This is a genomic window from Methanobacterium sp. CWC-01, assembly GCF_030323845.1.
GTDB classification, from domain to species: Archaea; Methanobacteriota; Methanobacteria; order Methanobacteriales; family Methanobacteriaceae; genus Methanobacterium; species Methanobacterium aridiramus.
The window spans coordinates 1,185,881-1,199,678 of record NZ_CP040735.1; the positions used below are offsets into that span (position 1 = coordinate 1,185,881).

Annotated in this window: 13 protein-coding genes; 5 read left to right on the forward strand and 8 right to left on the reverse strand. The window is 40.0% G+C overall.

Annotated features, from left to right (window positions below):
* Positions 1 to 59: 59 nt before the first annotated feature.
* The gene (locus tag FGU46_RS06400; RefSeq protein WP_286472879.1) at positions 60 to 890 is read right to left on the reverse strand and encodes a formate/nitrite transporter family protein; all 831 of its coding nucleotides are present in this window, start codon (positions 888 to 890) and stop codon (positions 60 to 62) included.
* A 311-nt stretch (positions 891 to 1,201) separates the two neighbouring features.
* Positions 1,202 to 1,546 (reverse strand): hypothetical protein, encoded by a 345-nt coding sequence (locus FGU46_RS06405; RefSeq protein WP_286472885.1) that lies wholly within the window; start codon positions 1,544 to 1,546, stop codon positions 1,202 to 1,204.
* 140 nt (positions 1,547 to 1,686) lie between these two features.
* On the opposite strand from FGU46_RS06405, the gene FGU46_RS06410 reads away from it, so the two are divergent.
* The 4 genes from FGU46_RS06410 (at position 1,687) to FGU46_RS06425 (ending at position 8,389) form a co-directional block, all read left to right on the forward strand.
* Complete coding sequence (locus FGU46_RS06410) at positions 1,687 to 2,421, forward strand: class I SAM-dependent methyltransferase (protein WP_286472888.1); 735 nt, start codon at positions 1,687 to 1,689, stop codon at positions 2,419 to 2,421.
* Between the two features lies 1 nt (position 2,422).
* Positions 2,423 to 2,947, forward strand: a complete 525-nt coding sequence (locus tag FGU46_RS06415; RefSeq protein ID WP_286472892.1) for a nitroreductase family protein — start codon at positions 2,423 to 2,425, stop codon at positions 2,945 to 2,947.
* A gap of 440 nt (positions 2,948 to 3,387) precedes the next feature.
* A complete protein-coding gene (locus tag FGU46_RS06420) occupies positions 3,388 to 6,471 on the forward strand; it encodes a PAS domain S-box protein (protein WP_286472893.1) in 3,084 nt (1,027 codons plus the stop codon).
* 10 nt (positions 6,472 to 6,481) lie between these two features.
* Positions 6,482 to 8,389 (forward strand): response regulator, encoded by a 1,908-nt coding sequence (locus FGU46_RS06425; RefSeq protein WP_286472899.1) that lies wholly within the window; start codon positions 6,482 to 6,484, stop codon positions 8,387 to 8,389.
* A 93-nt stretch (positions 8,390 to 8,482) separates the two neighbouring features.
* Here FGU46_RS06425 and cofG read toward each other — a convergent pair whose 3' ends face one another.
* The 6 genes from cofG to FGU46_RS06455 all read right to left on the reverse strand — a co-directional run bounded on the left by cofG (position 8,483) and on the right by FGU46_RS06455 (position 13,401).
* On the reverse strand, positions 8,483 to 9,556 hold the full coding sequence (cofG, locus tag FGU46_RS06430; protein ID WP_286472903.1) for a 7,8-didemethyl-8-hydroxy-5-deazariboflavin synthase CofG: 1,074 nt from the start codon (positions 9,554 to 9,556) through the stop codon (positions 8,483 to 8,485).
* Positions 9,557 to 9,579: 23 nt separating this feature from the next.
* Positions 9,580 to 10,020 carry a DUF2120 domain-containing protein gene (locus tag FGU46_RS06435; RefSeq protein ID WP_286472905.1) on the reverse strand — a complete coding sequence of 147 codons (441 nt, stop codon included), beginning with the start codon at positions 10,018 to 10,020 and terminating at the stop codon, positions 9,580 to 9,582.
* The gene (mptA, locus tag FGU46_RS06440; protein WP_286478295.1) at positions 10,017 to 10,955 is read right to left on the reverse strand and encodes a GTP cyclohydrolase MptA; all 939 of its coding nucleotides are present in this window, start codon (positions 10,953 to 10,955) and stop codon (positions 10,017 to 10,019) included. The genes FGU46_RS06435 and mptA overlap by 4 nt, the downstream gene beginning before the upstream one ends.
* A 179-nt stretch (positions 10,956 to 11,134) precedes the next feature.
* Entirely contained in the window at positions 11,135 to 11,815 is a 681-nt protein-coding gene (locus tag FGU46_RS06445) for a SepCysE family protein (protein ID WP_286472906.1), read from the reverse strand.
* A 9-nt stretch (positions 11,816 to 11,824) separates the two neighbouring features.
* A complete protein-coding gene (locus tag FGU46_RS06450; protein WP_286472909.1) occupies positions 11,825 to 12,850 on the reverse strand; it encodes a histone deacetylase family protein in 1,026 nt (341 codons plus the stop codon).
* A gap of 71 nt (positions 12,851 to 12,921) precedes the next feature.
* Positions 12,922 to 13,401 (reverse strand): Lrp/AsnC family transcriptional regulator, encoded by a 480-nt coding sequence (locus tag FGU46_RS06455; protein WP_286472911.1) that lies wholly within the window; start codon positions 13,399 to 13,401, stop codon positions 12,922 to 12,924.
* A gap of 132 nt (positions 13,402 to 13,533) precedes the next feature.
* Here FGU46_RS06455 and FGU46_RS06460 point away from each other — a divergent pair, with 132 nt between their 5' ends.
* A complete protein-coding gene (locus tag FGU46_RS06460) occupies positions 13,534 to 13,755 on the forward strand; it encodes a hypothetical protein (RefSeq protein ID WP_286472913.1) in 222 nt (73 codons plus the stop codon).
* Positions 13,756 to 13,798: the final 43 nt, after the last annotated feature.

Below are 13,798 nucleotides of genomic sequence, written 5' to 3' on the forward strand. Positions count from 1 at the left end.
GAAAAAACTCCCCTTTTGTATGAATAAAAATAAAAAAAATTAAGGGAAGTTGAATTCCCTTAGTCGCTTCCTCTCAGGTAGGTCCACCAGTAAATGGCACCTACAAATATGGCTCCACCAATGATGTTTCCGATAGTGGCAGGAATCATGTTGTTAATGAAGAACTGACTCCAGGTTACTCCACCGAGGAAAATTCCCATAGGAATAAAGAACATGTTTGCAACAACGTGCTCGAATCCGGTAGCAACGAAAGCAAATATTGGGAACCAGATACCGAATATTTTACCAATAATATCGTCGGAAGCAATAGCCAGATACACGGCCAGACAAACCAGCCAGTTACATCCAATGGCTCTCCAGAACACCTGCATCCAGGTTAAGGAAGACACGGATTTACCTGCGGCAATGAATTTAGCGCCTCCTAATGCTTTGGTTTTAGCTACGGTCATAGCTCCAGCAGCCCATGGATCTACAGCCAGGATACCAGACAGATAGGCTAAACAGTAGGCGACGAATAGAGCTCCAACTAAGTTGAAAATCCAGCTTACTATCCAGTTTCGAGCCAGGCCTCCCACACTTGCTTTTCCTTTTAACAGACCCATTGGCATGTACATACAGTTTCCGGTAAATAGTTCTGAACCGGCAATTACCACCAGCATCAGTCCCACGGGGAACACTGCACCAAAGAGTAACTTTACAATACCTGGTGGAGCACCTGCGGCTGCCAAACCACCAGTAACAACTTCGGCCAAAAGGCCTCCAAACGCAATATATGCACCAGCTAAAAAGCTCAAGATAATCAAGTTGCTTAGCGGAGCAGATTCTTTTAGCTCTGCTATGGCAACACATGCCTTGGCTGTATCAGCAGGTGACTTAAACGACGATGCCATATTTTTTCACCTCTTAATTCTACATAATTAATGATTATAAGTTCTTGTTTCCTAATATAACCTTTTACTGTTAATAATAAATCGAAAGACATATAAGCGAAACGCAGATTAATGTGTATCGAAGGTAATTAAGTCTTTTAAAATGCTGTGATTCATTAAATTGGCTAAAATCACCTTTTAAAACAAATTATGCGAATTATATTATTAAGTATATTATTTATAAAAAAATGTTGAGACTATTAGAAATGAGTTCCCCATACAATTATAATTCAAAATAGTATAAAAATAGGTATGGGGTGGCCTTTACTTAATTAGGATTTTTTACCCCTGATTTGTTCCTGAATTCTTTTCTGGATTTCTTCTTCATCCTTTCCTATTATGAAGTCTTCCAATTCTTTGTCCAGGATTTCTTTAGCTTGTCCATAGATCTGATCTTTTACTTCGGCATCCAGTTCATCTTCATCCATTGCTATTATGTGTTCATCTAATTCTTTTTCCAGAGTCAGGTTGCACTGTCCAACAATATGATCGAATAACTCTTTTTGAAGATCATCTTCTAATTCACAATTAAGGTGCGCTTTAAGTTTTTCATCATAATCCTTTTTCAAATCAGCTTTCATTTCTTCTTTTATAGCTTCTGAACGTTTTTCTGCCATTGTAAAAACCCCTTCCTTTGATAATAGAAATTTATTTACCTATTGTATAAATCTTTTTTCTTTTTTTTGTCAAGTAACCTAAATCCATGAACTTTTCACAGGATAAAATTATAATCAAAAATCTCCCAATAATATATTATATGAAAGGCAAGGTCCTTGGCGATATACTGCTGGTTAAAGAAGATCAAGATGATCTCCAGGAACTCCTCAAAATCCCTGGAGTAAATAAAATAGCTAAACTAGGTTACATTAGTGGACCTCAAAGAAAGCCCGAAGTTGAACTTTTATGGGGGGAGGGCACCGAAACCATCCATAAGGAGAACAAATGTCTTTTTAAGATGGATGTATCCCAGGTGATGTGGTCTAAAGGAAACACTGCCGAGAGGATCAGATTGTCAAAACTGATAAATGATGGTGAAATAGTGGTGGACCTGTTCGCAGGGATAGGCTACTTTTCCATCCCCATTGCCGTCCATTCCCGGCCAAAAAAGGTTTACGCAGTGGAAATAAACCCGGTGTCCTACCATTATCTTAAAGAGAATGTTCTACTCAACCGGGTAGATGATATTGTAGAGCCACTTTTCGGTGATTGCCGTGACGTTGCACCACAAAAAGTGGCAGACCGGGTCCTAATGGGCTACATCGGTAACACTCATGAGTATCTGGACGTGGCAATGAATGCCATCCGGGATGGGGGTGTGATACATTACCACGAGTCAGTCCCTGAAAAGTTAAAGTTCATCCGGCCAGTGGAGAGAATCAAATCCGCGGCCATAGATCAAGAAGTGGAAATACTAAACCAGCGAATTATTAAAAAATATGCTCCTGGAGTTTATCACGTGGTGATTGACGCTAAAATAGGGATTAGGTGTTAACATGGACATTTTTGAGGCTATAAAGGGGAGAAGAAGTATTAGAAAATTTAAAAAAGATCCGGTGGATGATAAAGTCCTGAAGAAGGTGATTGAAGCTGGTGTCTGGGCCCCATCTGCAGGAAATTTGCAAAGCTGGGAAGTGGTAGTGGTCAAAAAGTCCAAAACAAAGGAAAAACTAGCATCTGCAGCTTATTTAAGAGAATTTTTAGCTGATGCACCACTGATACTGGTATTATGTGCCAATCAACACGTATGTTCTGTCACTTATAATAATCGTGGAAGAGAACTATACTGCATACAGGATGCCGCATGCGCTGGCCAAAACATCCTTCTCGCTGCCCATGCCATCGGCCTGGGGGCATGCTGGGTGGGTGCCTTTGATGAAGATTTGGTATCCCGTACACTTCACCTTCCTCCAGGATTGAGGCCAGTTGCACTAATACCAGTTGGTTATCCTGATGAAAATCCATTACCTCCACCCCGAGATGATTTGGAGGAATTTATACACTATGAGGGGTGTGAATAGTTTTTATCTTAATGGACTATACGAATATCTTATTTTGGCATAATCTAGTTGCATAATCAGTTCTTTGCAAGGTTCCAGGGCCTAATTTTAAGTTGTTTTTGAATTTTTTTTCAGTATATATAATATCATATATTATGTTAGAAGATAACCTTGTGGAGCTGGGGGGGGGGTGGGAGGGTCCTCGGGGAGTTTTGTATCTAAAAATCCTTGAAGATCTGATTTTAAGTAATTTGAAAAAAAAGCAGCTAATAAACTCTATTTTTCGCTGCAATGCGTTTTTAAAAGATATTTTCTCTTATAAAAGATAGTTTTAACTTTAAATTTTAAGAAATTTCGGGCAAAAATTATGAAAAAATGTAAAGCTTTTATATGAGGTCCGGCATAATTAAAAGTACAAGTCAATATTGTTCATGACGAACAATATTATTCGAGGGATGATCATGTCAGCAACAAAAATTCTCGTGGTGGAAGATGAAGGATTAACTGCCATGGAACTCCAGAGGAAATTAAGATACTGGGGTTATGATGTCCCCACTTTTGCCTTTTCAAGTAAAGAAGCCGTCCAAAAGGCTGAAAAAATTCAACCAGACCTGGTTTTAATGGATATCGTCCTCAAGGGAGAAGGAGATGGAATTGACGCCGCCCAGAAGATAAAGGATCTTTTTGATATTCCCATAATATATCTCACTGCACACGTAGATGAGCGAACCCGTGAAAGGGCAGAAGATACTCGGCCTTACGCCTATCTAATAAAACCATTCGAGGAGAATGAACTCCATCAAAAAATTGAAGAAGCTCTTTACAATCACAAAGCTGAAAAAAGATTATTACAAAGTGGGGAGTGGATAGATAAAAAATTAACGAATTCAGGAATAATCGTCACTGATAATAATGGGTGTGTAAGGTTTTTTAATGACCTAGCTGTAAAATTAACTGGATTTAGTGTTTCAGATGCATTATACAGAGACTTATCAGAGGTTTTTCCCATAAGTGCCATAAAAAAAGCTGAAAAGTCGGATACATATCTTAACAACATAATCAATGTTTACAGCACAGAATCTGATAGAACCACCCTAATAACTCCTGAAAATGTAGAAATTCAAATCAAGTACAATATCACTCCCATAGAAGACGATGAAGGAAAACTTCTTGGAGTAAACCTCATCTTTGAGGATGTAAGTCAGGAAGTGAAGAGTGAAGAAGCTTTACTTGAGAGTGAAAAATGGTTCAGAGGGATTTTCAAACAATCTCCCCTGGCCCTGGCGGTCTACGATTCCGAAGGAAAATTGATAGATGCCAACCCCGTTTGCCTGGAACTAGGGGATGCCAAGGATGTAGATGAATTAGTGGGTTCTGACATATTCAGAGACCTTAATATTAGTGATGAGGAATTTGAAATCCTTAATTCAGGTCATAATGTAATCTACGAAATTGAATTAGATCTGGGTAATAGGAGTAACGTTGTTCACTATAAAAAAACTGACTCCGGACAAACCTGTTTTGAAGTGTCCATAAGTTCTATTAAGTTGGATTGTGCCGCTAAACGTTATATTTTCGAATTTAGGGATGTAACTCATCACAAAATCATTGAACAAACTCTCCAGAAAACTTGTGATGATTACCAGGATGTTTTAGAAGGTATTGATACCAGTATCGTGGTCCTGGATTCAGAATTTAACTCAAAATATTTAAACCAGGCCGCCATTGCTTTATCACCCCTGCCGGTCCATGAGCTTGAGGGAAAAACTCTGGACAGTATATTCCCCTTCCTTTCTGATGATGTACATGATACTCTAAAAACTGCCATGGAATCTGAGATCCCTCAAAAACTAACCAAGAAATGTGAAATTAACCATGAAGATCAATATATCCAGTTAGACGTCTTTACCTCTCTTAGTGGTTTGAATATAATCTTAACCGACGTAACTGAGGAAAAAATCAGGGAGAACCAACTAAAAAGTTCAGAGGTTCTGTATCGATCCATGATCGAGGAACAGAACGATATTGTCTGTCGTTTCACTCCCGATGCAAAATTAACCTTCACTAACCCAGCCTACAACCGTTATTTTGGGGAAAATCCTGGAAGCTCAGTTTTTTCCATAGCTGGCTCTGAACAGGATAAATTCATGGAAATGATGGATCCGGTGACTGTCGGAAATCCAGTGACAATTTTTGAAGGACCACTGGAAGTCGCGGATGGGGATTTCCTATGGTGGCAGTGGGTTGTAACGGCCATTTTCAATGATGATGAAACTGTTTCAGAATTCCAGGCTGTAGGTCGCGAAATAACGCCTCATAAAGAAAAAGAAGAGGCTCTGGAGGCTCAGATTCATCATCTGGGTCTGGAGATGGAACAAAATGAATCTGAGTTTGAAGCGGTTAGGACTAGCCTTGAATCAGAAATTAAACAGATGAGGACTAAAGAAGAACAACTGGAAAAAACCAAGTATGAACTGCAGAAAAAACTCCAAATAAAATCTGATGAACTATCCAAAACTACAATTTCATTCAAAGAGCAAGTGAAATCCCTTGAAGAACGTGAAAATAATCTAATAAATCGCAACCGGAACCTTGAAGCTGAACTCAAAACAGTCCAGGTTGAAATGTTAAACTCCCAGGAACAGTTTGAAGTTGAATTGGCACTTCAGAAGCAGTCAGAAATGGAAATTCAAGAAAAATATCATCAAATGGAGATGGAACTACAAAGAACATCTGAAAAACTTAAAGATACCATTTCTAAATTTAACAACACCATTGAAAATAAGAATAAAGTCCTTAACGATAAAAAATTAGAATTAAAACAATTAGAGGAATCAACTCAATTTGAAATAAAGGCGTTAAAGGAAAAAGATCTGCAAAGTAGAGAAGATCTGGAAAAACGCGAAGAAGTTCTAAAAAATCTTTACCATCGTTTCCGTAACAATGTGAACATGATTTCCAGTTTAAACAGTTTGCAATCGGAGTACATGATGGATCAGATGGTAAGACAGTTCCAGGAAAACAGGAATCACATGAAAGCAATTGCCCTGGTACACCAAAAGCTTTATCAATCCCCTGACCTGGAAAATATCGACTTTCAGGAGTACATCCAAAGTCTAACCAGTTATGTCCTGCGATCCTCCGGAGTAAGTGGGGTCACCATAGATATCGAGGCTCCTGATCTCGCTGTGGATATGGACACGGCCATCATGTGTGGGATGATTGTAAATGAGCTGGTATCTAACTCTCTTAAGCATGCTTTCCCCTTACTGCGAGAAGGAACCATCCTTATCCAAGCGCACAGGGATGCCAATGAGCTTTCCATTACCGTAGCCGACGATGGCATCGGGCTGCCCGAATATTTTGATCTTGAAAAAGCAGAATCACTGGGAATAAAACTAGTTAATACCTTTATTGAACAAGTCAATGGCAGAATAAAGATCAAAGATGATATGGGTACTGAATTCCAGATAAAAATGCCCCTTAATCAACCGATGGCTCAAGTGGCAAACTCCAATAAAAATATCGCTAAATCCGCAAAATGAAGGTAGAGTGATGACTAAAAACTTAAGAATGGATAGGGAGGCCCAAGGAACTGATCTTGTAATGGCCGATAGTAATGTTAATAATGGGATAGTGAATAAATTAAGGGATCATATAATGGGCAAGATTAAAGTACTCATTTTAGAGGATGTACCTCTTGATGCGGAACTGGTAGAACTTGAATTAAAACGTTCAGGGGTAGAATTCGAATCAATAATTGTTGAAGATGAAAAGGACTACCTTGAAGGCTTGGAAGATTTCCAACCCGACATTATCCTTGCTGATCATTCTCTTCCCCAATTTGATGGTATAACTGCTTTGAATCTGGCCAAAGAACGGGTACCGCACACTCCTTTCATCTTTGTCAGTGGTAAGATGGGTGAAGAATTCGCCATCGAAACCCTAAAAAAAGGAGCCACTGATTATGTCATAAAGAATAATTTATCCAAGCTCCCTCACGCTTTAAACCGGGCTTTAAACGATGCTAAAAAAAGGGAAGAAAAGAAAAAGTATGAAGAGGCCTTAAAAAAGTCTGAAGAAAAGTATCGTTCTCTTTTTGAATTTTCTCCAGATTATATACTTCTTATGGATGCAGAAGGTGTTATCAGAGAAATAAATAAGGCTGCCGAAAGTTTTTTGGGATGTTCGCGGTTTGATTTAATAGGTGAACCCTTCAGGAAGGTAACCAGCACCATTAAAGTTAACAATCCTGATTATAAGGATCTTTTCCGTGCGGCAACCAAGGGCAAGGATGTTAAACCCTTTGAAATTGAAGTGCAAAAAAATGGTGACACCAGTTACGTGGATATTCGCCTGGTGCCACTGAAAAAAGAAGGCAGTATATTCGCCATTCAGATCATTGGAAGGGACATCACGGTACGTAAGGATGCTGAGAAAAAACTGGTCAGAAGTAAGGAGGAATTAGCTGATTTGAATAGTTACCTGGAAACGATTATTAATTCCTCACCCTTTGCCATATTCGACCTTAATCCTGATGGTGAAGTGAAATCAGTATGGAACCCGGCAGCAGAAAGGATTTATGGTTGGAACCGGAAGGAGGTAATGGGTAAAGTGTTACCTTCCGCGCCTTCTGATGAATTGGAAGGCCGTGAAGTAATTAACAAAAGGGTTCTCTCCGGTGAGGTAATCAATGAAATTGAATTGAGGGGTGTACGTAAAGATGGATCCTTAATTGATATTCTCATGGGCGCAGCCCCACTATACAGTTCTCAAGGTAATATAGAGGGGGTTATGTCTGCTTCTGTGGATATAACTGCTATGGTGGAGGCTGAAAAGCAGATTAAAGCATCTTTAAAGGAAAAAGAAGTTTTATTAAGGGAAGTCCATCATCGCGTTAAAAACAATCTGCAAATCATCTCCAGTTTAATGAGCCTTCAATCTAGATATGTAAAGGATAAAACTGCCTTAAAAATGTTTAGAGAGAGTAAAAACAGAGTCAGGGCTATGTCCCTTATTCATGAGCAGCTTTACCAATCACCAGACCTAAACCAGATTAGTTTTGGTGATTACATTGAAAGGATTGCCCAGCAGCTATTCAGATTTTATGAAGCAGACGTAAAAGGGGTTGAACTAGAAGTTAATGTGGATGAAATATTCCTAAATCTGGACACCTCCATTCCGTTAGGCCTTATTGTAAATGAACTTGTCTCTAACTCTCTAAAACATGCATTTCCAGATGATAGGGCGGGTAAAGTATCCATACGTCTTCAAACTCAGGACAAAAACAATATTCTAACCGTGGCCGACGATGGTATCGGTTTACCCAGTGACTTTGATATATCCAATAACACGGATTCTCTAGGACTTCACATTGTGCAAACCCTGACTTTACAGCTTAGGGGAACATTGGATATCAAAAAAAGTCCGGGAGCTGAATTTAAAATTACTTTCGCAGGTTAGTTCATACCTTAACCCTAGTTCATTGTTTGCACTGGATTTAGAATGAGAATTATGTTAAAAAAGGTTTTTTTTAGTATTATATAACCATTTTTTTTAATTAGATATCTTTTTCAGCACTTTGTCACTTAAAAACTGGGGATTTATGAATTTATCATACACTGGCAGCCGTTCTGTTAATTTGAATCCCATATCTTCGGTTATGCGTCGTAATTCTTTCATTCCGGGCCAGGGAGCTTCAGGATTGACATGGTCTGGGGTTAGGGGTGAAATTCCTCCCCAATCATCGGACCCGGCGAGTAAAAATATCTGAGCTGCTTCCAAGTTGAGGTTTGGTGGCACCTGCACTCCACAATCCGGAAAGAGGATTCGGGTAGCAACCACCATTCTTATCATCTCTGCCAGGGATGGTTCGGGATAGTCTTGCATGACTATTCCAGGTTTGCTACGAAAGTTTTGAATAATAATCTCCTGTATGTGACCGTATTTATCCTGAATCTTTCGTATTTCCAGTAGTGACTCTGCTCTTTCTTCCACAGTTTCCCCAATACCAATAAGAAGTCCGGTTGTGAAGGGTATTTTAAGCTTCCCCGCGTTTTTGATGGTTTTAATCCTTTTTTTAGGATCTTTACCCGGACTGTGCTGATGGGCCACGGTATTCATGATCCTTTCACTGGTGGTCTCCAGCATCAACCCCATGGAGGCATTTACATCTTTGAGCATTTTTAATTCACTCTTTTCAAGTACTCCCGGATTACTGTGAGGAAGTAAATTGGTTTTCTCAAGAGTATCCTCACATAGGAAATAGAGATAGTCTAAAATATTCTCCTGCCCAATTTTTTTCAAGGCATTAAGCACCAGGGGGTTCTCATCCGCATGTTCTCCAAACGTAAAAAGAGCCTCCCTGCACCCGTGATCATGGCCGTTGCGCACGATTTTCATTACTTCTTCCGGATCCATAAGCAGATTAGTCTGGGGATCCTGGGGGTCCTGTCGAAAAGTACAGTATCCACAATCATTGCGGCACACATTGGTGAGGGGTATGAAAACGTTCTTAGAGAAGGTTATGTTATTACTATCTCTTTTGAGGGAGGCTTTAGACATGAGAGATGGTATCTGGTCCCCTCTGGCATTTAAAATAGAGATGATTTCATTTTTAGATACTGGCATCGTGGCTTCCTCCCGTTAGGAAGCTAGGCTTCCAGCAGGGATATAACAACTTCCACAAACAGAGGACCAATCCCACTCTTATCCTTCCAGATCACCACAAAAATAGCTATATCCCCTTCCATAAGGCCCATACGATAGTCAGTGTGACAGTTCATGGATTCAAATGATTCTTTAAGCCGGTAAATGCCTCCAATATCAGTTTCGGTATTGATTGGTACCGAACTCCGGATCTGTTCATCCATAACTCCCAGAATATCTCCAGCTTCATCGGAGTATAAATTCATCTCCTTCACTCCCAGGTCCTTAAGTAACTGGTCAAGGGTTGATCCCAGTTCATCGGGTTGCACTCTTTTCCGACTCATGCCTCGGACGATCAACATCTGGGAGGTATCCATCGCGGCCCTAGAACCTTCAAAAGCTTCTAAGCCGCCCATTATCAGACCAGCAATGTTATGAGTTCTCATAATCCGTTACCTTCTTCGATTTCACTTTTAAGTTCTTTTAAAGTAGCTACCTTTTCTGCAAAGGCGTTGTGTCGATGAATACTTTCTTCATTAACCTGTCTAACTGTGATGAGGGTGTCGTCCGGCAGATGGGAATATTGATGAACGATCTTCTGCACCATGTTACGCACGCAGTCCTCCACAAACATGGGGTTCTGATGGGCGTGGAGAACCACCGCATTTTCATCGGGCCTTTTAAGCATTTCAGAAACTGAAGAACTCATGGAATCTTCAATTATCTCAATTATATCTTCGCCACGAATAATCTGATGCTCCGGTACTTCGATCATGATCATTCCTATGCCTCGTTGATTGTGGGATGAGAAAGAAACAGTGTCCAATACTTTTTCGGTGGTTTCCTCGTCTAGGAATTCTAAAAGTTTTTGTTTGGAAGTTTCTTTAACTGTTTCCTGGGCACAGGGGCAGACAGTCATCCCCACTACTTCGGCACCGATCATTTTCCGGATGAGCACCTCCCCATCTTCTCCACGGATACCACTGGCATCGGCCATGATCTTGGTCATCTCCTGGGTCTTCAGACGGGTGACTGGCGATTTTTTCATGATCATGAAGTCGCTTTTCATGCTTACCTCGGCATGAGTGGCATACTTATGTTTGTTTAGGAGTGAATGAACAATACTCGCGCACAGAGACTCGATTTCGACTGCAGTTTTATCAAGAGCTTCCTCGAGAACTTCACTTATAGCCTCAGGGTTACGAGACATGTGAATACCTCGCTGTGTGCTGGGAAGATCCACAAACGCGTCAAAAGTAGGAATGAGAACTATGGGTCGTTTACCCTCCCTCTCAATTTTTAAGAGTTTTTTTACCCCGGTGACTCCCACTCTGGTTAAGTGAACGGGGACGCTAGGTGTCTTATTTTGAGTATCTGGCATGCATATTTGGTCCAATTTCTTTCCACTCCTGATCCCATCCTATTCTCCAAGCTCGAAGATTTAAAAGTAACTTTTCATTGTCTTATATTAACAGGATTGGTATTATACATAAGAAACTATTTCACTTATTATATCTTTTGTGATATTTGGGGATGTGATGATGAAAAGCACATGATAAATCAGCACTTCTTCAGTATCATCAGAAAATCCTGAATTTCCATATCCTTTATACTTTCTTTTTCTATTTTAGAGGAATTGAAAAGTTTTTCAGCCCTTTCTGCTAATATTATCCCGGCTTTGTCCTTTTCTATCACCACTAAAACCTTCTTCGGATTAAAGGATTGAATTTTTCGCTCCAAATCGCTTTTAACATGTTCTATTTTGACTTTTATCGGTTCTAACGCTTTTTCAGGAAGTTTAGGGTTAAGAATTCGCATATCTTCAATCTGAAGCGGCACTCCCGCCACCACTATCCTCTGGGGGTTAACTCCCCACCGGGTCAATGATTTCTTAAAGTTTGCTTTGGGGGTTAAGAAAATGAAGTCTGAAGAAAGTTTACCTACTTCCTCCTCTAAATTTTCAGTTTCCATGACTCCAAAGTCAATTAGTAAAGTGTCAATTTTATCTCTGATTTCCAGAAGATTCCCACAGAATATTTGGGCCTCTTCCAGCGATAGATTGTGATCAGGTCTGGAAGTGTAAATAAACTCTTCAGTTTCCAACAGCAGGTTAATAATCTCACCATACGTTTTTGAATCAATTTTCCCTTCTTTGGGCTCTTTTAAACCTTCACTTGTCTTTATGGATTTTCCGGCCTCTTTTATCAATGTTTGGGCCTGTTTTAGTCTTAACTGTTCCATCAAATCTCCTCAGAATGTAAAAAATGGTGAAAAATTATCCTCTATGCGTTTGAATAAGTTTTTAGTTTCCTCCTGAACCCTGGACATTTCAGGGGAAATTTGAGAATGTTCTAGTGTTTCTTCCTTCAATATATTTATCATTTTCAGGTTGCATCGCTTCAATGCCTCCAGATGGTAACCGCCCTCCAGGGTCAGAACCCGGGGCTGGGATTGATTTGAGATTTCCATGGCCATCCATTCATAAAAATCATCATCCAGAAGCATTCTGGATAATGGATCATCCCGGTGAGCATCGAAACCCACATCAAAAAAATAAAAATCGGCATTAAAATCTTTAAAAACTGGTCTTAATATTCGTTGGAGGATGTATATGTAGTCGGATGTCCCCGAACCCGGAGATAGGGGAATGTTAAGGTTGAAACCTTCTCCTGCCCCCTCACCAATCTCTTCTAAGAAACCTTCTGATGGGAAAATAGTATGTGGGTCCTGGTGAATAGAGATGTAAAGGACATCGGGATCGTTATAAAATATATGGGCTGTTCCGTTACCGTAGTGGACATCGAAGTCGAATATTACAAATTTTTTAATCTTTCTAACTTTTCGTAGATATTCCAGGGCCACCGCAAGATTATTAAACAAACAGAAACCCATGGCACGTTCTCTTGTAGCGTGATGGCCGGGTGGCCTTACCAGCGCATAAGAACTACTGAATCCATTAAGTACAAGTTCGGATGCTTTTATGGCCCCTCCAGCCGCTAGCTTGGCTATTTCATAGCTTTGAGGAGAGGCGTAGGTGTCAAAGTCAAGATAGCCGCCACCGCGTTCACAGAAGGTTCTAATTCTTTCGACGTGGTCTGAAGTATGCACTCGCTCTAAATCTTCTTCTTTTGCCATATATGGCTCAAAAATGGGAATATTCCCTATTAAATCAGCTTCTTCCAGGCCTTTAATTATTTTGCTGAGTCGGTCTGGGGATTCAGGGTGATTAGGGGTTTTATGTTCCAGGTATTCTGGTGAATAGACCAGGGCCATCATTTTTACCTTCCCCAAATTAATGAATTTGAAAGTCTAATTTTTTAGCATACTAAAGGAGTGTTGCTACCAAATTAGAGCATCCTTATCGAGCTTAAATCTTCCTTCACTATGTTTAAAACGGTCTGTGTGTAGGTTCTTTGGACATCTGGCTCTTTTAAGAGCTTTTTAATGAAGTTATCCAGTTCATTGGTGTCTTTGAACCGGGCAATGAGTATGGCATCGAACTCCCCTGTCACGTCATACATGCATAGCACGTTGTGGTGGTAGGCGGTACGATCTTCCCAGTTTCTTAGGACTCCGCCCGTCACCCTTACTCCAATGATGGTGGTCAGGTCATAGCCCAGTTTTTGGTGATCGATTACCGGTGCAAATTTCTTTATCACCCCATTTTGGGTGAGTTTTTCCATGCGGTTATGTACGGTTCCAATGGATATGTCCAGTTTCTTAGCGATTTTTCGGTAGGAGATTCTCCCGTCTTCGTTAAATATGCTGATTATGTCACGATCCAGATCATCAATTTTCACTGTATTCGGTAGGCCACTTTCTTTCATACAATTTCACCTTTATATGAACAATGATTATATTATGATACTTTCTATCATATATAAATATACAATTTTTATTATAGCTTGGAAAGGTTTTAAGTATAAGTTCTGACATTGTATTAAATAGGTGATCACAAAATGGACCCCCTTAACGATGAAACTGTCAGAATGAGGTACATAGCGCTGGTTAAAAAAGGACTTATCGATGATTTAGAGTGTAGTTCTTATGACAGCAAGGAAGATGTAGATCCGTGCATGACCCGAAAGGTAAAGATATTTGAGGATTACTTCTTACCGGGAACTGTGCTTTTAAGTGATAGGGCCAATTACAAACTACGCATCGAGTACCCCATGGAATAGTGGTCAATCACCTCATATAAGAGATTATAATAGGCTCTTCATG

What these genes read in the sequence shown, in the direction of transcription:
- FGU46_RS06420 (WP_286472893.1), top strand. Translation starts at nt 3,388, where the DNA reads ATGTCAGCAACAAAAATTCTCGTGGTGGAAGATGAAGGATTAACTGCC.
- FGU46_RS06445 (WP_286472906.1), bottom strand. Translation starts at nt 11,815, where the DNA reads ATGGAACAGTTAAGACTAAAACAGGCCCAAACATTGATAAAAGAGGCC.
- FGU46_RS06455 (WP_286472911.1), bottom strand. Translation starts at nt 13,401, where the DNA reads ATGAAAGAAAGTGGCCTACCGAATACAGTGAAAATTGATGATCTGGAT.
- FGU46_RS06410 (WP_286472888.1), top strand. Translation starts at nt 1,687, where the DNA reads ATGAAAGGCAAGGTCCTTGGCGATATACTGCTGGTTAAAGAAGATCAA.
- FGU46_RS06400 (WP_286472879.1), bottom strand. Translation starts at nt 890, where the DNA reads ATGGCATCGTCGTTTAAGTCACCTGCTGATACAGCCAAGGCATGTGTT.
- FGU46_RS06450 (WP_286472909.1), bottom strand. Translation starts at nt 12,850, where the DNA reads ATGATGGCCCTGGTCTATTCACCAGAATACCTGGAACATAAAACCCCT.
- FGU46_RS06435 (WP_286472905.1), bottom strand. Translation starts at nt 10,020, where the DNA reads ATGAGAACTCATAACATTGCTGGTCTGATAATGGGCGGCTTAGAAGCT.
- FGU46_RS06460 (WP_286472913.1), top strand. Translation starts at nt 13,534, where the DNA reads ATGGACCCCCTTAACGATGAAACTGTCAGAATGAGGTACATAGCGCTG.
- FGU46_RS06415 (WP_286472892.1), top strand. Translation starts at nt 2,423, where the DNA reads ATGGACATTTTTGAGGCTATAAAGGGGAGAAGAAGTATTAGAAAATTT.
- FGU46_RS06425 (WP_286472899.1), top strand. Translation starts at nt 6,482, where the DNA reads ATGACTAAAAACTTAAGAATGGATAGGGAGGCCCAAGGAACTGATCTT.
- FGU46_RS06405 (WP_286472885.1), bottom strand. Translation starts at nt 1,546, where the DNA reads ATGGCAGAAAAACGTTCAGAAGCTATAAAAGAAGAAATGAAAGCTGAT.
- mptA (WP_286478295.1), bottom strand. Translation starts at nt 10,955, where the DNA reads ATGCCAGATACTCAAAATAAGACACCTAGCGTCCCCGTTCACTTAACC.
- cofG (WP_286472903.1), bottom strand. Translation starts at nt 9,556, where the DNA reads ATGCCAGTATCTAAAAATGAAATCATCTCTATTTTAAATGCCAGAGGG.